17 protein-coding genes are annotated in these 17,885 nt (G+C 72.4%); 6 read left to right on the top strand and 11 right to left on the bottom strand.

Features of this window, described 5'->3' with window-relative positions:
- Positions 1-193 precede the first annotated feature (193 nt).
- From IO30_RS0115425 to IO30_RS0115415, 3 genes are all read left to right on the top strand, one after another.
- Positions 194-766 carry an RNA polymerase sigma factor gene (locus IO30_RS0115425; RefSeq protein WP_078904085.1) on the top strand — a complete coding sequence of 191 codons (573 nt, stop codon included), beginning with the start codon at positions 194-196 and terminating at the stop codon, positions 764-766.
- Entirely contained in the window at positions 763-1,269 is a 507-nt protein-coding gene (locus IO30_RS45440; RefSeq protein WP_157853317.1) for an SRPBCC family protein, read from the top strand. Before IO30_RS0115425 ends, IO30_RS45440 begins: the two co-directional genes overlap by 4 nt.
- A 171-nt stretch (positions 1,270-1,440) precedes the next feature.
- Entirely contained in the window at positions 1,441-2,508 is a 1,068-nt protein-coding gene (locus IO30_RS0115415; RefSeq protein WP_031143294.1) for an alpha/beta hydrolase, read from the top strand.
- A gap of 12 nt (positions 2,509-2,520) precedes the next feature.
- On the opposite strand, the gene IO30_RS0115410 is transcribed toward IO30_RS0115415, so the two are convergent.
- Together IO30_RS0115410 and IO30_RS0115405 are read right to left on the bottom strand one after the other, a co-directional pair.
- Positions 2,521-3,768 (bottom strand): cytochrome P450 family protein, encoded by a 1,248-nt coding sequence (locus IO30_RS0115410; RefSeq protein WP_031143292.1) that lies wholly within the window; start codon positions 3,766-3,768, stop codon positions 2,521-2,523.
- Positions 3,769-3,847: 79 nt separating this feature from the next.
- Positions 3,848-4,648, bottom strand: a complete 801-nt coding sequence (locus IO30_RS0115405; protein WP_031143290.1) for a TetR/AcrR family transcriptional regulator C-terminal domain-containing protein — start codon at positions 4,646-4,648, stop codon at positions 3,848-3,850.
- A gap of 86 nt (positions 4,649-4,734) precedes the next feature.
- Between IO30_RS0115405 and IO30_RS0115400 the strand changes: the two genes are divergently transcribed.
- Entirely contained in the window at positions 4,735-5,124 is a 390-nt protein-coding gene (locus tag IO30_RS0115400) for a VOC family protein (protein ID WP_031143288.1), read from the top strand.
- 11 nt (positions 5,125-5,135) lie between these two features.
- Complete coding sequence (locus IO30_RS0115395) at positions 5,136-7,406, top strand: ATP-binding cassette domain-containing protein (RefSeq protein ID WP_031143286.1); 2,271 nt, start codon at positions 5,136-5,138, stop codon at positions 7,404-7,406.
- Positions 7,407-7,433: 27 nt separating this feature from the next.
- On the opposite strand, the gene IO30_RS0115390 is transcribed toward IO30_RS0115395, so the two are convergent.
- Positions 7,434-8,498, bottom strand: coding sequence for an enoyl-CoA hydratase/isomerase family protein (locus IO30_RS0115390; protein ID WP_031143285.1), 1,065 nt, complete (start codon positions 8,496-8,498; stop codon positions 7,434-7,436).
- A 36-nt stretch (positions 8,499-8,534) separates the two neighbouring features.
- On the opposite strand from IO30_RS0115390, the gene IO30_RS0115385 reads away from it, so the two are divergent.
- Positions 8,535-9,104, top strand: a complete 570-nt coding sequence (locus IO30_RS0115385) for a dihydrofolate reductase family protein (protein WP_031143283.1) — start codon at positions 8,535-8,537, stop codon at positions 9,102-9,104.
- Between the two features lie 174 nt (positions 9,105-9,278).
- Here the strand turns inward: IO30_RS0115385 and IO30_RS0115380 are convergent, their stop codons facing one another.
- The 8 genes from IO30_RS0115380 to IO30_RS0115345 all read right to left on the bottom strand — a co-directional run.
- Entirely contained in the window at positions 9,279-9,737 is a 459-nt protein-coding gene (locus tag IO30_RS0115380) for an ATP-binding protein (RefSeq protein ID WP_051859399.1), read from the bottom strand.
- Positions 9,738-9,923: 186 nt separating this feature from the next.
- Positions 9,924-10,307, bottom strand: a complete 384-nt coding sequence (locus IO30_RS0115375) for an STAS domain-containing protein (protein ID WP_031143279.1) — start codon at positions 10,305-10,307, stop codon at positions 9,924-9,926.
- A gap of 175 nt (positions 10,308-10,482) precedes the next feature.
- Positions 10,483-11,271, bottom strand: a complete 789-nt coding sequence (locus IO30_RS0115370) for a peptidoglycan recognition protein family protein (RefSeq protein WP_051859400.1) — start codon at positions 11,269-11,271, stop codon at positions 10,483-10,485.
- 191 nt (positions 11,272-11,462) lie between these two features.
- Positions 11,463-13,034, bottom strand: a complete 1,572-nt coding sequence (locus tag IO30_RS0115365) for a phospholipase D family protein (RefSeq protein WP_031143275.1) — start codon at positions 13,032-13,034, stop codon at positions 11,463-11,465.
- Between the two features lie 146 nt (positions 13,035-13,180).
- A complete protein-coding gene (locus IO30_RS0115360; RefSeq protein WP_078904718.1) occupies positions 13,181-14,599 on the bottom strand; it encodes an MFS transporter in 1,419 nt (472 codons plus the stop codon).
- 28 nt (positions 14,600-14,627) lie between these two features.
- On the bottom strand, positions 14,628-15,350 hold the full coding sequence (locus IO30_RS0115355; RefSeq protein WP_051859402.1) for an SGNH/GDSL hydrolase family protein: 723 nt from the start codon (positions 15,348-15,350) through the stop codon (positions 14,628-14,630).
- Complete coding sequence (locus IO30_RS0115350; protein WP_157853315.1) at positions 15,347-16,777, bottom strand: cytochrome P450; 1,431 nt, start codon at positions 16,775-16,777, stop codon at positions 15,347-15,349. The genes IO30_RS0115355 and IO30_RS0115350 overlap by 4 nt, the downstream gene beginning before the upstream one ends.
- A gap of 110 nt (positions 16,778-16,887) precedes the next feature.
- Positions 16,888-17,885, bottom strand: a 998-nt coding sequence (locus tag IO30_RS0115345; protein WP_031143267.1) for an alpha/beta fold hydrolase, incomplete at its 5' end; no start/stop codon positions are given.

The following is a 17,885-nucleotide window of genomic DNA, read 5'->3' as shown; positions in this document are numbered from 1 at the left end:
GGCATTGCCGACACCAGGGAAGAGGGCGTCCGGGCCCGGGACACTCCCCCCGATCGACGAGTGCCGGAACGAGCAAATATGCAGCCGCGGGAGTATCCGCTCCGTTTGGCCCCTCTGTCCTATGGAGCACCGTGCACCGAGCGCCGCCCGGCGTGCGGGTGGTGCGATGCCCTGCGAGGGAGGAGAACGGCGCATGAGAACAGCCGACGCACGTGTCCAGCTGCACGAGCTGGACACCGGACGGCCGTGGGAGCCGGATCCGGACCCCTGGGAAGCCGCCGCCCGGCTGGTGCGGGCCGCCCAGTCGGGCGATGCCCTGGCCGTCAACGACCTCCTCACCCTGCTGACCCCCTACGTCAGCCGGCTGTGCCGCCCGATCGCCCTGACGGACAGCGCCGACGCGGTCCAGGAGTCCCTGATCGCCGTCTTCCAGGGCCTGCCCCGCCTCAAGGACCCGACGGCCCTGTACGGCTGGGTCCGCACCATCACCGTACGCGAAGCCGTGCGCGTCGCCCGGCGCGCCCAACGGGAGACCCCGTGGGGCGAGTTCGACGACGTACCCGTCTCCCGCAGCGCGGAGCTGGTCTGCGACGTGCACGACGTACTGCGCCGGATGTCGTCCGAACACCGGGCGGTCCTGACCCTGCGCGAGCTCGAAGGCCTGGACGAACGGGCGGCGAGCGAGGTCCTGAACATTCCCTGTGGCACGGTGAAGTCCAGACTCCACCGCGCCCGCAACAGCTTTCGGAAGGCGTGGACGCGATGACCACCGGCTGGCCCACGGCCCCACTCGACCCCGTCCGGCGACTGCGGATCATGGCTGCCGGACTGGGCGCCGTCATGTACGCGCAGGAGTACATCGACGCCCCCCTCGACGAGGTGTGGGACGTGGCGAGCGACCTGGAGGGCGAACTCCCCCACCTCGTGCCGACCATCCAGGCGTTCCGCATGGTCCCCGGCTTCCGGCCGGGCGCCCCGGAGCGCGGCCAGGGCTGGGCCCACGGGCCGCTGGGCTACCGGGCCAGGTTCGAGGTGCTGCTCCAGCCCGGCTACTGCCTGATGCAGAGCCGGCACGTGGTCGGCGGGATGGCCGCGGTCGCCGAGGGTGACGGCACGCTCTTCGCGGTGCTCGGCGGCATCCGCGGCGGCCGCGAGGCCAAGGCCCTCCAGGCACTGCGCGCCCTCGGCGACGACCGCGGACTGCGCATGATCGACCGTACCCGGCGCCGTACGTCGGCCCGCGCGGCGGCCCGGGCGGGCAGCTCCTGACCCTGCGCGCCCGACAGGGGCGTCCGGACCCTGCGTGGCGGATCAGCGCACCCTGATCCGACACGGAGCCCGCCGCCGCCCCCGGCGGCGGAACGCGCCCTACATTGACGGGAGCACCAGAACAAACGGACATCCCGCGCGGATGGTCCCGTCCCGACAGGAGCCGACGCCGTGGAGCTGACCAGTACGTCGTTCCTCGTCGCCCTCGTCGCCGTCACCGTCCTGGCCGTGCTCGCCGCGCTGCTCCTGTGGAACCGCGTCCCCGGGCCCGCGTGGGTGCGGTGGCCGGCGCGCGTGCTGATGATCGGGCTGTGCCAGCTCACCGCCATCTGCGTGGTGGCCACCTGGATCAACGGCAGCTACGGGCTCTACTCCTCCTGGGACGACCTGCTGGGCACCGATGCCGGACGGCAGGCCGGGGCGATGACCGGCCCGCCGGTGGGCCGGGCGCGGTTCACCGCGGGCGGGGACGGCACCAGGAGCACCTACTTCCGCGGCTCCCATTCGAAGCTCGCCGGCCAGGTGACGGTCTGGACTCCCCCGGAGTACGACGCCCCGGGCGCGGAGCGGACCCGGTTCCCGGTGCTGATCCTGCTGCACGGCTATCCGGGCTCTCCGCGGACGTGGATCGACCTCGGCGACATGCCCGGGCAGCTGACGCGGCTGGTGCAGCGGGGCGGGGCGCACCCGTTCGTCGTGGTGATCCCGGAGATCAATCCGGGCGGGGTGAACACCGACTGCAGCAACACCCCGCAGCGCAAGGTCGCCGACTGGCTCGCGCAGGACGTGCCGGAACTCGTCGCGCGGAACTTCCGTACGCTGCCCTCCCCCGCGGGCTGGGGGCTGATGGGCATCTCCACCGGCGGGTTCTGCGCGGCGAAACTGCCCTTGCAGTACCCGAAGGTGTTCCGGGCGGGCGCCGCCCTGGACCCGGACCCGCTCACGGGCGACCCGGAGGTCCTGGCGGACCGGACCCTGCGCGAGCGCAACAGCCCGATGTGGCTGGTGGCGCACGCACAGGACGCGGACGTCGGGCTGTTCCTGGCCACGTCCGCGCAGGACAAGGACAGCCCGCCGCAGCAGCTGACGGACTTCGCCGCGGCCGCGACGGGCACCGGCGTCCGGGTGAAGACGCTGGTGCGGCCGGCCGGCGGGCACAACTTCCAGACCTGGATCGGGATGTACCCGGACGCGCTGGGCTGGCTGAGCGCGGAGATCGCCCCGCCGGGCACGGGCTGACCCCCGCCGCGCTCAGCTCCGTACGGGACGCACCGGCAGGGCCGCGACGCTGTTGCCGATGAAGCTGCGCTGGTACGGGAGAGCGGCCTCGGGGACCGCCAGGTCGAGGTCGGGGAAGCGGGTGAAGAGCTGCTCCAGGGCGATGGTGGCCTCCAGGCGGGCCAGCGGGGCGCCCACGCAGTAGTGCGCACCGTGGCCGAAGGACAGGTGGCGGGCGGCCGTGGGGCGGGTGATGTCGAAGCGGTCCGCGTCCGGGCCGTGGACCGACTCGTCGCGCCCGGCCGCCGTGTACCCGGCGAGGACCGGGGTGCCGCGCGGGATGACGGTGCCGTCGACGGTCAGGTCGCGGGTGGGGTAGCGGAAGGGGAACCAGCTGACCGGGCCGTCCCAGCGCAGGGTCTCGTCCACCACGTCCGACCAGCCGGCCTTCCCTTCGAGGACGAGGGCGAGCTGGTCGCGGTGGGTGCACAGGGCGCGGACGGCGTTGCTGATGAGGTTGAGGGCGGTCTCGTGGCCCGCGACGAGCATCAGCCGCAGAGTGCCGATGAGTTCGGCCTCGCTGAGCCGGTCGCCGTCGCCCTCGCGGGCGGCGATCAGCGCACTGGTGAGGTCCTCGCCGGGGTGTTCGCGGCGCGTGGCGGCGATCGTGCCCATGAGCTCGACCAGTTCGCGTACGGCGGCCGTCTTCTCGGCCGGGGTGGTGTCGGTCGCGACGATCACCGTGTTGGACAGCTGGTGCAGCCGCCCGCGGTGTGCGGGGTCCACGCCGAGCAGCTCGCAGATGACGCTCATCGGGAGCGGGAGCGCGAAGTGGGTGCGCAGGTCGGCGACCCCGTCGGGGGCCGCGGCCGCGGCCCGGCCGAGGCCGTCGAGCAGGGCGGCGGACAGTTCCTCGACGCGCGGGCGCAGCCGTTCCACCTGGCGGGCGGTGAAGGCCTTGCCGACCAGCGCGCGGAGCCTGCGGTGCTCGGCCTCGTCGGCGGTGTGCATCCCCTGGGCGTTGGTGAAGACCCGCAGCGGCCAGTCCCGGGGGATGCTGCCGTCGTGCAGGGCCGGGCAGTGCCGGGGGTCCTTGGCCACGTCGGGGTGGGCCAGGAACTCCTTCAGGCCCTCGTGGCCCAGGACGACCGCACCGGGGACCCCGCCGGGCAGCACGACCTCCGCCACGGCTCCCCGGGCGCGCAGCCGTGCGTTGAGGTCGTGCGGGCAGCCTCCGGCCGGGTCGATCACGTGGGGGTCGTGGGAATCGTGGCGCTGCAAGCCCGTTCTCCTGACGTCGCGGACGGGACGCCGTCAACACTGGGGCCTGGAGGGCGGGTTGTACAGACCCGCCCTGGAGTCAGGGCGCGTCCGGTGCGTCCGGCACGTCGGACGCGGCCAGTGTGTGCCGGGAGTCGATCAGGCGGGCCAGGCCGTCCAGGATGCACTGGAGGCCGAAGTCCCAGACCGCCTGGGGGTCGTAGGCGCCGACCGCGCTGCCGACGCGGACGCCGAGCGGGTAGCGCCCGGGGTCCATGGCCTGCTCCAGCAGCGGTGCGCTGACCGCCCACCACTCCTCGTCGCTCTGGCGGCTGTTGTGGTCGGCGGCGTCGGCCGCGGCCAGGACGTTGGCGTGGACGAAGCCCAGCAGGTGGGTGAGGGCGGCGTCCATCTCGGGGTCGGTGAGGCCGATGCCGTCGAAGGCGGCCAGCTCGTAGTCGTACTTCGCGATCACCCCGGGCCCGAGGGGCGGGCGGGTGACGGACAGGTCCGCGAGCCACGGGTGGCGCCCGACCAGGTCGCGATTGTCGTCGGCGACGCGGGTGACCTTCGCCTGCCAGGACTCCCCGGCGGGAGCCTCCCGGCGGTCCATGTACCGGTACACCTCGTCGAGCATCAGGTCGAGCAGCTCGGCCTTGCCCGGGACGTAGGTGTAGAGGGTCATCGGGGTGACGCCGAGCCGCTGGGCGAGCGCCCGCATGGTCAGCGCCGCCAGCCCCTCCTCGTCGGCCAGCCCGGTCGCGGCGCGGACGACGGCGTCCACGCTGAGGCCCTGGCGCGGTCCGCGCCGCCCGGTCCGGCCGGCCTCGTGCCCCGGCTCCCGCCACAGCAGCTCCAGCGTGCGGACGGGATCGCCCGCCCCGCTCCGGTCCTTCGCCATGCCGACCCCTTCCATCGAAACTAGCTACACCGTATAGAGTACTATGTATAATGTAAGCCCGAGACGCCGCCACCGCGAGGAGTTCCGTGCACATCGCCAGTACCGCGATATCCCTGACCGTCGACGACGTCCCCGCCTCCGCCGCCTTCCTGGCCGCCCACTTCGGCTACGCCGAGACCATGGCCGCCGACGGCTTCGCCTCGCTGACCCACCCCGACGGCCCCCAGGTGATCTTCCTGCGGCGCGGCATCGAGGTCCTGCCCGAAGGCCTGCGCGACCAGCACGCGTCCGGGCTGATCCTCGCCTTCACCGTGGCCGACCTCCCCGGCGAGTACGAGCGCCTGCGCACCGAGGGCGTCACCGTCACGATGGAGCTGCGCGAGGAACCCTGGGGCGAACGCCTCTTCCAGGTCGCCGACCCGAACGGCGTGACCATCCAGCTGGTCGACTGGGTCACCGCCACCGAAGACAAGTGAGGAAGCAGCAGATGACGATCCCCAACGCCGCCGCCGACGGTCACCAGGTCATCCAGGTCCGCGGAGCGAGGGAGAACAACCTCGCGGACATCTCCCTCGACATCCCCAAGCGCCGCCTCACCGTCTTCACCGGGGTCTCCGGCTCCGGCAAGTCCTCCCTGGTGTTCGGCACCATCGCCGCCGAGTCCCAGCGCATGATCAACGAGACGTACACCGCCTTCATCCAGTCGTTCATGCCGAGCCTGGGCCGGCCCGACGTGGACGGTCTGCACAACCTGAGCGCCGCCATCGTGGTCGACCAGGAGCGGATGGGCGCCAACTCCCGTTCCACGGTGGGCACCGCCACCGATGCCTACACCATGCTGCGGATCATCTTCTCCCGCCTCGGCACCCCCCACGTCGGCACGTCCACGGCCTTCAGCTTCAACGCGCCCGACGGCATGTGCCCGCGCTGCGAGGGCATCGGCCAGGTCTCCGACATCGACGTGGACCAGCTGGTGGACCGCGAACTCTCCCTCAACGAGGGCGCGATCACGGTCCCGGGCTTCGCCGTGGACTCCTGGTACTGGCAGGTCATGGCGAACTCCGGCTTCTACTCCCCCGACACCAAGCTCAAGGACTTCACCGAGCAGGAGTGGGCCGACTTCCTGCACAAGACCCCGGTGAAGGTGAAGGTCGGATCCAACAACTTCACCTACGAGGGCCTGATCACCAAGATCAGCCGGACGTACCTGGCCAAGGACCGCGAGTCCATGCAGTCCCACATCAAGGCCTTCGTGGACCGGGCCGTGGTCTTCGCCGACTGCCCGGACTGCGGCGGCACCCGGCTCTCCGCCGCCGCGCTGTCCTCCCGCATCGACGGGGTGAACATCGCCGACTGCTCGTCGATGCAGATCAGCGACCTGGCCGCCTTCGTCCGCCGGATCGACGACCCGGGCGTGGCCCCCCTGCTCGGCAACCTCCGCGACCTGCTCGATTCCCTCGTCGAGATCGGCCTCGGCTACCTCAGCCTGGACCGGCCCTCCGGCACCCTCTCCGGCGGCGAGGCCCAGCGCGTCAAGATGGTCCGCCACCTCGGCTCCTCGCTCACGGACATCACGTACGTCTTCGACGAGCCGACCACCGGCCTGCACCCGCACGACGTCCAGCGCATGAACGACCTCCTGCTGCGGCTGCGCGACAAGGGCAACACGGTGCTGGTCGTCGAGCACAAGCCCGAGGTCATCGCGATCGCCGACCACGTCGTGGACCTCGGCCCCGGCGCGGGCACGGCCGGCGGGCAGCTCTGCTACAGCGGGGACGTGGCCGGGCTGCGCACCTCCGGCACGCTCACCGGACGCCACCTCGAACACCGGGCGCAGCTGCGGGAGTCGGTGCGCACCCCGCGCGGCCACCTGTCCGTCAAGGGCGCCGACCTGCACAACCTGAAGGACGTCAGCGTGGAGGTGCCGCTGGGGGTGCTGACGGTGGTGACCGGGGTCGCGGGCTCCGGCAAGAGCTCGCTGATCCACGGGTACCTGGCCGGGCAGGACGGGGTGGTGGTGGCCGACCAGTCCCCGATCCGCGGCTCGCGCCGCTCCAACCCGGCGACGTACACCGGCCTGCTGAACCCGATCCGCACCGCCTTCGCCAAGGCCAACGGGGTCAAGGCGGCCCTGTTCAGCGCCAATTCGGAGGGCGCCTGCCCGAACTGCAACGGCCTCGGGCTGGTCTACACCGACCTGGCCATGATGGCCGGGGTGGCCTCGGTCTGCGAGGAGTGCGAGGGCAAGCGCTTCACGCCGGAGGTACTGGCGTACCGGCTCCGCGACAAGAACATCAGCGAGGTGCTGGACATGCCGGTGACGGAGGCCCACGCCTTCTTCACCACCGGCCAGGCCCGGGCGATCCTGGGCCGGCTCGCCGACGTGGGGCTGGGCTACCTCCGGCTCGGGCAGCCGCTCAACACCCTGTCGGGCGGCGAACGGCAGCGCCTGAAGCTGGCCATCAGCATGGCCGAGAAGTCCTCCACCTACATCCTGGACGAGCCGACGACCGGGCTGCACATGGCCGATGTGGACAAGCTCCTGGCCCTGCTGGACCGGCTCGTGGACGACGGCAACTCGGTGATCGTCATCGAGCACCACCAGGCGGTGATGGCGCACGCCGACTGGCTGATCGACATCGGCCCGGCGGGCGGCCACGCCGGCGGCGAGGTCGTCTTCGAGGGCACTCCGGCAGCCCTGGTGTCCACCGCCGACACCCTGACGGCCCGCCACCTGCGCACGTACGTGGGCCAGTAGCCCCGCCCCGCCCCCCGTCCCGGGTGACTACGCCTGCGGGAAGGTCAGTTCGTGGTCCTCGGGCAGGGGGGCGAAGAAGCGCCGCACCTCGGCTTGCGTGACGGCCTCCAGGGACGGCGGGGACCAGTGCGGGATGCGGTCCTTGTCGACGACCTGGGCCCGGATGCCCTCCACCAGGTCCGGCAGGGACAGTGCGTGGCAGGACACCCGGAACTCCTGGGCCAGCACCGCCTCCAGCGTCCCCGGGCCCGCGGCCCGGCGCAGCGCGGCGAGGGTGATCTTGAGCGCGGTCGGGGACTTCGCCAGGACCGTCCCCGCGGCCTCCTTCGCAGCCGGGTCGCCGTGGTCGAGGAGCCGGGCCACGATCTCCTCGACGGTGTCCGCCGCGTAGCAGGCGTCGATCCAGGGCCGCCGGGCGGCGAGTTCACCGGACCCGGGCCCGGTGGCGTACTGCGCCAGCACCTCGTGGGCAGGGGCCGCGGCCAGGGCATCGGTGAGCTCCGCCAGCGCGGCCGAGGGTACGAAGTGGTCGGCCAGGCCGCACAGCAGCGCGTCCGCCGCCCCGACCGCGGTCCCCGTCAGGGCCAGGTGGGTGCCCAGTTCACCGGGCGCCCGGGCGAGCAGGTAGGTGCCGCCGACGTCGGGGACGAAGCCGATGCCGGTCTCGGGCATGGCGACGCGGGAGCGTTCGGTGACGATCCGGACGCTGCCGTGGGCCGAGATCCCCACCCCGCCGCCCATCACGATGCCGTCCATGAGAGCCACGTACGGCTTGGGATAGCGGGCGATCCGCGCGTTGAGGCGGTACTCGTCGCGCCAGAACTCCGCCGAGGCGCTGCCGCCGGCCTTCGCGTCGTCGTGGATCGCACGGATGTCACCGCCCGCGCACAGCCCGCGCTCACCGGCCCCGCGGACGAGGACCTGCTGTACGCCGCGGTCGTGCTCCCAGGCGGTGAGGGCCTCGTCGATCCGCCGCACCATCGCGTGGGTGAGGGCGTTCAGGGCCCTGGGCCGGTTGAGGGTGATGACCCCCGCACGGCCCCGGATCTCGCACAGGACGGTGTTCTCAGCGCTGTCGTCTTCGCTCTTCACGACGATCAGTATGTCGGCGCGGTAGCGTCGACCGGTATGCGGAAGATCGTTCTGATGATGTCGGTGTCCCTCGACGGTTACATCGAAGGGCCCGAGCGGCAGATTGACTGGCACGTGGTCGACGACGAGCTGCACCAGCACTTCAACGACGTGACCCGTGCGATGGGCGGCTTCCTCGAAGGCCGTGTGGCGTACGAGCTGATGGAGGGCTTCTGGCCGACCGCCGACGAGGATCCGACGGCCGACGGGCCCATGACCGAGTTCGCGGCCATCTGGCGGGACACCCCCAAGTTCGTCTACTCACGCACGCTGGAGCGGGTCGGCCCCAACGCCACCCTCTTCCGCGACGTCGTGCCCGAGGAGGTCGCCGCCCTCAAGGCGGCTCCCGGCGGCGACCTGGGCCTGGGCGGGGCGGACCTCGCCGCCGCCTTCCTGCGCCACGACCTGGTGGACGCGTACCTGATCTACGTCCATCCGGTCCTCATCGGCCGCGGCAAGCCCCTCTTCCCGCTGACCGACTCCCGCACCCCGCTGCGCCTCGAAGGCACCCGGGCCTTCGGCAACGGCGTGGTCGAGCTGCGATACGAACGGCCCGACACGCCCTAGGTTCGTCTCTTTCGGATCTGGTCGGTCAGGTCCGCGTCGTCCGGTGCCGTGCCTCGGCGTGCTGCCGGGGCTGCCGTGTACTGGACGTACTCGGTTGCCCGCAGTGCGGCGAGGCACGGCACCGGGCGGCGCGGACCCGGCAAGATCCGAAAGAGACGGCCTAGCCCGGCGAGGTCACGTCGCGGCCCATGCCTGGCGCACCGGGTACGGGCAGGGCACCTCCACCCAGACGCACTTGCCGTTCGCCCAGGGCCGCGATCCCCAGCTGCGCGACAGCCGTTCGACGATCAGGAGCCCGTGTCCGCCCGGCAGACCGGGCGGCCGGGCCGCCCGGTCCCGAAGCGGCACCGGCGGCGCCGGGTTCCCGTCGGTGACCTCGATCCGCAGCCGCTCCTCGGTACAGTCCAGCAGCAAGGCACCCGGCCCGCCGCCGTGCAGGCAGGCGTTGGCCACCACCTCTGACACCAGCAGGAGCACGTCCTCGGCGGCCTCGCGGTCGTCCGGCTTCGCGGCCGGCAGCCAGCGCCAGGCGGTGAGCGCCTTGCGGGTGAACTCCCGGCTGCGCGTCACGACATCGGTGGCCCCGTCCAGCACCAGGTACCAGGTCCGGTCGGGTGACCCCCGCTGCTCCATGACGCTCAGGCTCCTCGTGTCGGCGCGGAGTCGTGTCCGCGTTTCCAGGTGTCCAGCTATCCGGGTGTCGGGGTCTCTCATGTCCGCGTCCGCCATCCGCCGTGTCCTGTCCGCCGTGTCCGTCTCCGTGCGTGTCCGTCTCCGTGCCCCCCGCGTGCCCGATCCCCGCGGGTCCACGCACCCGGCTCAGGTCGGAACCGTGCCGGGCGGTCCTCCCGGTCCGGACAGCGCACCCGCCATGTCGGCGTGCACGGGGAACACCCCGTCGGCGCCGGTGATGCGGAACATCCTGGCGACGGGGCCACGGAGGCCGACCAGCTCCAGGCCCGCCCCGGCCTCCTGCGCCGTGAGCCGGCTGTGCAGCAGCACGTTCAGTCCGGTGGAGTCGCAGAACCCGAGGTCCGTGAGGTCCACCAGCAGGCGGCCACCGGGGGTGACCGCCGCGTCCAGGGCATCGCGCAGGGGCTGCGCCGTGTCGTGGTCCAGCTCGCCCGCCAGCTCGAGCACGACCGCTCCGTCCACGGTCCGCACTGCGACGGTGAAGCGCTCGTTGTCCGCTCCGGAAAGCATCCGGCATCACCCTTCCGTTCTCCTGGCACCTTCCCTGAAGCGGGGACGCTACCCCTCCGCCGGGCATGATCTGCGACACCCTGGGAAGGAGCCGTTCCAGACGCTTGTTCCGGAGACCCTGCGCCCCCTGGGCGACGACGGCCCCCGGGCGCAACCGCCCGGGGGCCGTCCCTTGCTACGAGCGGCGGCGCGGCGTCCTGAGGGCCTGCTCCAGGAGGTCCGCCGGCAGGTACTCGGAGGGGCCGGTCCAGCGTTCCCGGTCCTCCTGGCCGATGGTGTCCCACAGCTCCTCGCCCACCTTGAGGGCGACGTCCTGGCGCAGCCGCGGCAGGAGGGCGTACAGCCGGTCGCCGGGGCAGGCGGTCTGGTTGAAGTCGCGGTGCCCGTGGATCTCCGACGGGGGCAGCCCGTACCGGCGGCAGATGTGCGCGCAGAGCTCGACCAGGGCCTGGTACTGCTTGGCCGGGGGCTCCACGCTGGTGTAGGTGCCTTCGTTCTCGATGCCCACGGAGACGTTGTTCTGGCCCACGCAGTGCGCCGAACGGACTTGCCGGGCGCCCGCGGTCAGTTCGTCCAGACTCCGGTGGCGGCCCTCGGTGACGAACGCGCCGCGGCTGATGGTGAAGTGCTGGCCGGTGTCGATCCAGCCCTGCATGTCCATGTGGTAGTTCTGGATGGCCCGCGCCAGGGCGAGCGCACGCTGGCGGGAGTAGTCCTCCACGTTGGCGGTGGCCGTGTGGTGCACGATGATCCGCTGCGGGGGCGTGTCGAGGACCACGACGGGTTCGGCGGGCGGGCGCGCGCCCCACGCATCGCAGCCGATGATCTCCGGGCCCGTGGCGGCGGCCGCGCGGGCGGCGGTGGCGCGCGGCCACGCGGCGGTCGCCCCGAGTGCCAGCGCACCGGACAGGAGCATGCGGCGGGTGACGCGCCGCAGCTGGGACGGGGTGATCTCGGCGCGCATGGGGAAACTCCCTCTCACCGGCGGGGGCGATCGCGGCGGCTGCCGCGCACCCGCACAACGACCGGGCGATCAAGAAGCAACGTGCCTGCACCGCCGGTCGGGGGATCCCTGGGCCGATCGGGTCAGCGCGGTTCCCCACCGGACCGCGTCACCGGGCCCGGTCGGAAGGAGCCGTGTCAGAAGGTGTCGCGTCAGAAGGTGTCGCGCAGCCGCATCCTCAGGGGGCGGCCGTCCGGGTCGACCAGCAGGTGGTGCAGCGGGGTCGCGAGCAGCCGCCGCAGCCGGGGCAGGTCCTGCGGCACGTACCGGCGCAGCCGCCCCGGGGGCCGGGGGCCGGGGCGGCCGTTGTCGTACCAGGCGTCCAGCGTGGCGGCCGTCCGCGCGAAGGCGTCGAAAGCGGCCACGGGGTCGTGCAGCCCGTCCTGCGCGGCCAGGGCGTCCAGGGCGTCCGGGGCGTCCAGGTGCTCGCGCATCAGCTCCAGGCGCAGCTCCCGGGCGAAGGCCCCGGCCTCGTCCAGTACGGCGCAGCTCAGCTCGGAGTCGTGGGTCCACGAGCGGAGGTTGATGTTGTCGGAACCCACCGAGGCCCACACGTCGTCGATCACGCACACCTTGGCGTGGACGTAGACGGGGGTCCCGGCCCGGTTCTCCAGGCCGTAGACCGCGACCCGGTCCCCACCCGCGCGGCGCAGTTCCGCCAGGGCGGTGATCCGCCCGATCAGGTTCATGGGCAGGGTGAGAGGGCCGTCCTGCTCCGGGACGGAGGGGATGACGGCGATCAGCCGCAGCCCGGGACGGGCGCGCAGTGCCTGGGCGAATCCGGCGACCACCCGGGGCGACCACAGGTACTGGTCCTCGAGGTAGATCAGCGTGCGTGCCCGGCCCAGGGCCTTCAGGTAGGCCCGGGCGATGCTGCGCTCGCCGTCGGGGGCGAAGGGGTAGCCGGCCAGCAGCCGGTTGGGGTAGGTCCGCAGCAGTTGGACGGTGTGCGTGCCGCAGGGGGGCGGATCGGGCGGCTGCGGGGGCAGGGGGTCCGCGCTGACGTCGTCCCCGTGGGCCAGTGAACGCAGGTAGGAGAACGGGCTGCGGCTGAGCGGTGCCGGGTCCTCCCAGCGTTCGCGGAACACGGCCTCGAGGTCGCCGACGGCCGGGCCGCGCACGGCGAGCTGTACGTCGTGCCAGGGCGGGTGCGGTCCGTAGGCGGCGGCCATCGGCAGTGACTGGCGGTCACCGCTGTGGGTGGCGTCGTCGTTGCGGTTGTGGCAGAGGTCGATGCCTCCGACGTACGCGACGTCCTGCTCCGGGCGGCCGGGGTGGCGCAGCACGACCAGCTTCTGATGGTGGGATCCGCCGGGGCGCACGCGCATGTCGAGCAGGCATTCGCCGCCCGCTTCCGCGATGTCCTCGCCGAGCCGGCGGTTCTCCTCCTCGCTGAACTGCAGGCTGTCCCAGTGGGAACGCCACAGGAGTCCTTTGACGACGACGCCCCGGCGGGCCGCCCGGCACAGGACCTCGCCGATCTCGGTACCGGGTCCGTCGAGCCGTTCGTCGTGGTCGCCGCGCCAGTCGGTGAACAGGAGCAGGTCCCCGGCCCGCAGGGCGCGGATCGACGCGAGCAGCTCGGGGAAGTAGGTGGCTCCGTGGACCAGGGGCCGGACGTGGTTGCCCTGCGACCACGTCTTCTTGTCCGGTCGGCGCCGGTCCAGGCGCGTCGCGGCGTTGCCGCGCTCACCGGAGTCCAGGAGCCACTCTGCCTGTGTCACGGGATCGGCCCTCCGATGTGCCCCTACCCGCTGCCGGGTCCCTCATTCGGGCCGGCGGGCCATGAACCTGGGCATGACCCGGCCCCGGCCCCGGGCGGGCAGGGGCTGGGCCGTGTCCGGCCGGCGGTCACGGCGCCCGGGGCGCCTCACCGGACGGCCGGCTGCCCCTCCGCGGCCGGGGCCTCGGCCGGCGCGGGCCGGCGGGTGGTGTCACGGATGGCGAGGAGGGCCAGACCGCCGGTCAGGCCGCAGGCGGCCATGAAGAACCAGATGGTGTGGAACGACCCCAGGTCCGGGCGGGCGCCCACGATCGCCGCCACGATCGCCGCGCCCAGAGCCAGCCCGATCTGACGGCACATGGAGACCATGGCCGTGCCCGTGGCGAAGCGTTCCGGGGGCAGCGGAAGGGTGGCTGCGCCGGACAGGCTCGGCAGGGCCAGCCCGGAACCGATGCCGGCGATGATGCCGGCCGGCAGGAACGTGGTCAGGTAGGCCGCGTCCGTGGCCGTGGCGGTCGCCCACAGGACGCCGCCCACGGCGAAGAGGACACTGCCCGCGAAGCCCACCACGTAGTTGCCGTACCTGGTGGCCAGCAGACCCCCCGGCACCGCGCAGACCGCCGCCATGATCGGGCCCGGGGCGATCTCCAGACCGGCCCGCAGCACCGAGTGGTCCCACAGGTCCGTGAGGAACAGCACCGAACCGAGGATCATGGCGCCGAACCCTGCGAAGAACAGGATCGTCGCGAGGTTGGCCAGCGCCACGGCCCGGATGCGCAGGATCGCCGGTTCGATGACGGGGGCCGGATGACGCACCGCCCGTACGGCGCTGAACGCCGCACCGAGCAGGCCCAGGGCGAACAGGCCGAGGACCCGTCCGCTGGTCCAGCCCCACGTCTCGCCCTGCACGATCGCCGCCACGAGGGCGCCCACGGTCACCGCGAGGGCGACCGCACCCAGGACGTCGGGCGACGTACTGGACTCCTCGCGGATCTCGCGCAGCGCCCACGCACCGACGGCGACCGCGGCCACCCCGATGGGCAGGTTGACGATGAACACCCATTGCCAGCCGGCCTGTACGAGGAGTCCGCCGATCGGCGGCCCCAGCGCGGCGGCCGCCCCGCCCATCGCCGACCACAGGCCGACCGCGGCTCCGCGCCGTTCCGGCGGGAACAGCGGGAGCAGCAGACCGAGCGAGCTCGGCAGCATCAGGGCTCCGCCGATCGCCTGGAGCGCGCGGGCGGCCACGAGCGCACCCAGCGACGGCGCCACGGCGCAGGCGAGCGAGGCCAGCGTGAACAACGCGAGACCCGCCAGGTAGGCCCGCTTGCGGCCGGACTGGTCCGCCCACCGGCCCGCCGGCGCGAGGAACGCCGCGAAGGTGATCGCGTAGGCGCTGAGCACCCAGGAGAGGCTGCTCAGCGTCGACGACGGGAACGACAGCGCCAGGTCGGGGAAGGCGATGTTGACGATGAACAGGTCCAGCGAGGAGACGAAGACGCCGAGGAGGAGCACGGTGATGCTCCATCCCCTCCTGGCCGTCGCCGCGCCCTGGGATGCCGTCATGCTGCGGACTTCCTCTCGGTCACGGTGATCACCGCTGCTGCCGGCCGGAGTTCTCGTCGGAGTTCAGGTGGTCGGCGACCGCCTGGGCCCAGAGGCGGTAGCCGTGGGCCGACGGGTGGAACCCGTCCCGCGCGAAGAAGTCCGGGGTGATCTGCATGATGTCGGTCGAGTTCATCCAGGTCACCCGCGGCCGCTCGGCGCAGACCTTCGCGGACGCCCGGTCGATGACGGCCGAGCGCTCGGCGCAGTAGCGTGCCAGCGCCCCGGGCAATGACGGGAACTCCCCGAACGGCGGGGTCCCCACGACCACGACCGACGTGGCCCGGTCGGCCAGGTCGTCGACGATCGCGGCGAGGTCGTCCGACCACTCCTCGGCCGTCCGCCGGCCGAGCACGTCGTTCGAGCCCGCGAGGACCACCGCCAGGTCGAAGCCGTCACCGAGCTGCGGGAGCAGCCGGTGGCGTACGCGGCGCCCGGTGGCACCGTGCTGGCCGACCACCTCCCAGGTCACGGGAGAGCCGTGCCGGTCGGAGAGCACCCGCGCGAGGCTGCCGGGGAAGCCCTCGTCGTGGGAGTCGACGCCGCAGCCCGCGGCCGTCGACTCCCCCAGTACGGCAATGCGCATCGGCGTACCGGGCGCCTCCGTTCCGACGGTCCCGGTGTTCGGGCCGGCGGCCGGGGGCAGCACCTCGGTGGTGGCTCGTACCCACATGCCCTGGACGGCGATGACGGGCATCAGCAGCGCGTTCACCTGCGGACCCCCTCGGCGGCCTCGGCTGCGACGCGGCTGCGCAGCTCCATGCGGGCGAAGTCCGACGGCACGTTCACCACGATCCGGCTGCGGGCCCGCTCGGGCTCGCCCTCGCCCACGTGGAGGTCGCACTGGCCGAGCACCTCGCGGATCACGGCCTTCATCTCGAGCAGGGCGATCCGGTCGCCGAGGCAGCGGATGCGGCCGCCGCCGAAGGGGATCCACGAGTAGGTGCCGGGCTTGACACCGAGGAACCGCTCGGGCCGGAACACGTCCGGGTCCTCGTAAAGGTTCGGGTCGCGGTTGAGCAGGAAGGCGCTCGCCCACAGGTGCTGGCCCGGCTCGTAGCGCACGCCACCGATCTCGATGGGCTTCTTGACCTCGCGGACGATGATGTTCGGGATCGAGGGGCGCAGCCGCAGCACCTCGTTGACCACCGCCGTGAGGTACGTCTCCTCGCCGCGGGCCATCTCCTCGCGCACCCGCGCGGTGACGTCCTTGTCGCGGGCGAGGTACACGAACGCCCAGGCTATGGCGGCCGCGGTCGTCTCCGTACCGGCCAGGAAGATCGTGGACATCTCGTCGCGGATCTCGCTGTCGGTGAGCGGCGTCCCGTCCGGGTGCGTCATCTCCAGCAGCTCCGAGAGCAGGTCGTCGCCGCGGTACCCGGCGGCGCGGTGCTCCTCGATGCTCTCGTAGACCAGTGCGTCGACCTGGTCGCGCAGGGTGAGGAAGCGCTCCAGCCCCAGCGGCCGGATCGCCCGGAGGACCTTGACCATCCGCGCCGGCATCTTGTGCAGCAGCATCGGCGAGACGGGGCCGTTGTTGAACTCCATCATCTCCAGGAGGAGGCGGTGCAGTTCGGTCCAGCGCGACGGCCCCTTGGGGCCGTAGATCACCTCACGGATGACGTTCATGGTGAAGCTGTGGATGTGCGAATGCAGCTGGACGGGCGTGTTCCGCGGCCAGGTGGCGACGTCCGTCTTGACCGTCTCGGTGATGGCCTGCGAGATCCGCTCCAGGGCGCCGCCGTGGTAGCTGGGCATCATCGCCTTGCGGCGGGCCTTGTGCGCGTCCTCGTCGAGCCAGGCCAGACCGGACTGGCCGGTGTACTTCTCGATGGTCGCCGAGCCGTTGCCGGTGTGCAGCACGTCGGCGGGCGCGGTGAACATGGCCTTGACGTCGTCGGGGGTGGTCAGCACGTACACGGGCCGGGGAGGGAGCCGGATGCTGAGCTGGAAGCGGGGGCCGTACTCCTTGCGGCAGCCCTCGATGAACGCCTGCGGGTTGGTCCAGTAGTTGAACAGCTGGACCACGGCGTGCTTCTTCGACCCCGGCAGTGCGGTGGCGGGGATGACGACGGGGGCCGCGGCGGCTCCGTGGTCGACGGGGCAACGGGCCGGCTGGCCCGCCTCGGAGGTGGTCATGTGGGTCCCCTCTGCGGTCTTCTGGTTCTGGTTCTGATTCGGGTTGTGATTCGGGTTGTGATTCGGGTTCTGGCTGTGGTTCTGATCCGGGCGCGGGTTCGGGATCGCGTTCATCGGTTCTGCTCCAGGTCCAGCTCCTGCAGCCACCGCCGGGTGGCCGCAGTGGTCTCGGCGGCCTCCGCCTCGATGAGGGCGAAGTGGTCCGCGGCGATCTTCACCTCGGTGTCGGCGACGTTCCAGGACGGCCAGGTGTCCGCGTCCAGCGGCACGTCGGCGCGGATCATCAGGCTCCGCGCGGTGATCCGGGCCGGGGTGTGGTCGGCCAGCAGGCGCATGTAGGCGCCCATGGTCAGCCAGTCGGTGTCGGTGACGGCTCCGGCCAGGGCCTCGCGGCCGAGGATCTGCGTCATCACCGAGCTGAAGACGCGGTTCGTCTCCTCCCCGGCACCCGGCATGGGCGTGTCGATCATGACCACGCCGACCGGCTGCACACCGGCCTCCTCGAACCGGGCTGCGAGGGAATGCGCGAGGACGCCGCCGGTCGAGTAGCCGACCAGGACGAACGGCGCCCCGTCGACCGCCCGGGTGATGGAGTCGGCGAGCACCTCGATCGCCGCGTCCCACGATCCGGGCGCGGGCTCGGTGTCGCGGTACCCGGGCAGCGAGCAGGCGAACACGTCGCGTTCGCCGGCGTAGCCGTCGGCGAACCGCATGAACTGGTGCGGGCTCGAACCGACCACGAAGGACGGCACGCAGACGACCTTCGTCCGCCCGCTGCCCGAGGCCAGCTGGACGACGTACTCGTCGCCGGCCAGTTCGGCGGCCGAGGAGAACGTCGGCCGGAACTGCGCTGCCCCGGTCAGCAGCGGCACGGCCTCGGCGATCGAACCGGCGGCGTGCGCGTGGCGCAGGAGCGCGCCCAGCGTGCCGCTCCCCTGCGTGCTGCCGTACGGGTCCTCGTGCGGGCTCGTGTGCGTGTCCGCGGCGGCGCCGGTGGCAGTAGCGGTCTGCTCGGCCTCGCCGATCTCGTCGAGGAGGAGGCGTGCGATGGCCGCCGGGGTCGGGTGGTCGAAGACCAGCGTCGTCGGCAGCCGCAGACCCGTCGCCT

Source organism: Streptomyces xanthophaeus, assembly GCF_000725805.1.
GTDB classification, from domain to species: domain Bacteria; phylum Actinomycetota; class Actinomycetes; order Streptomycetales; family Streptomycetaceae; genus Streptomyces; species Streptomyces xanthophaeus.
Note: the sequence above shows the minus strand (reverse complement) of the source record. Positions and strands in the feature narration are given on the sequence as shown.

Excerpts from the sequence above, each read along its gene's own strand:
- IO30_RS0115395 (WP_031143286.1), top strand. The coding sequence starts at position 5,136 with ATGACGATCCCCAACGCCGCCGCCGACGGTCACCAGGTCATCCAGGTC.
- IO30_RS0115405 (WP_031143290.1), bottom strand. The coding sequence starts at position 4,648 with ATGGCGAAGGACCGGAGCGGGGCGGGCGATCCCGTCCGCACGCTGGAG.
- IO30_RS0115425 (WP_078904085.1), top strand. The coding sequence starts at position 194 with ATGAGAACAGCCGACGCACGTGTCCAGCTGCACGAGCTGGACACCGGA.
- IO30_RS45440 (WP_157853317.1), top strand. The coding sequence starts at position 763 with ATGACCACCGGCTGGCCCACGGCCCCACTCGACCCCGTCCGGCGACTG.
- IO30_RS0115360 (WP_078904718.1), bottom strand. The coding sequence starts at position 14,599 with ATGACGGCATCCCAGGGCGCGGCGACGGCCAGGAGGGGATGGAGCATC.
- IO30_RS0115370 (WP_051859400.1), bottom strand. The coding sequence starts at position 11,271 with ATGCGCGCCGAGATCACCCCGTCCCAGCTGCGGCGCGTCACCCGCCGC.
- IO30_RS0115385 (WP_031143283.1), top strand. The coding sequence starts at position 8,535 with ATGCGGAAGATCGTTCTGATGATGTCGGTGTCCCTCGACGGTTACATC.
- IO30_RS0115375 (WP_031143279.1), bottom strand. The coding sequence starts at position 10,307 with ATGCTTTCCGGAGCGGACAACGAGCGCTTCACCGTCGCAGTGCGGACC.
- IO30_RS0115380 (WP_051859399.1), bottom strand. The coding sequence starts at position 9,737 with ATGGAGCAGCGGGGGTCACCCGACCGGACCTGGTACCTGGTGCTGGAC.
- IO30_RS0115350 (WP_157853315.1), bottom strand. The coding sequence starts at position 16,777 with ATGACCACCTCCGAGGCGGGCCAGCCGGCCCGTTGCCCCGTCGACCAC.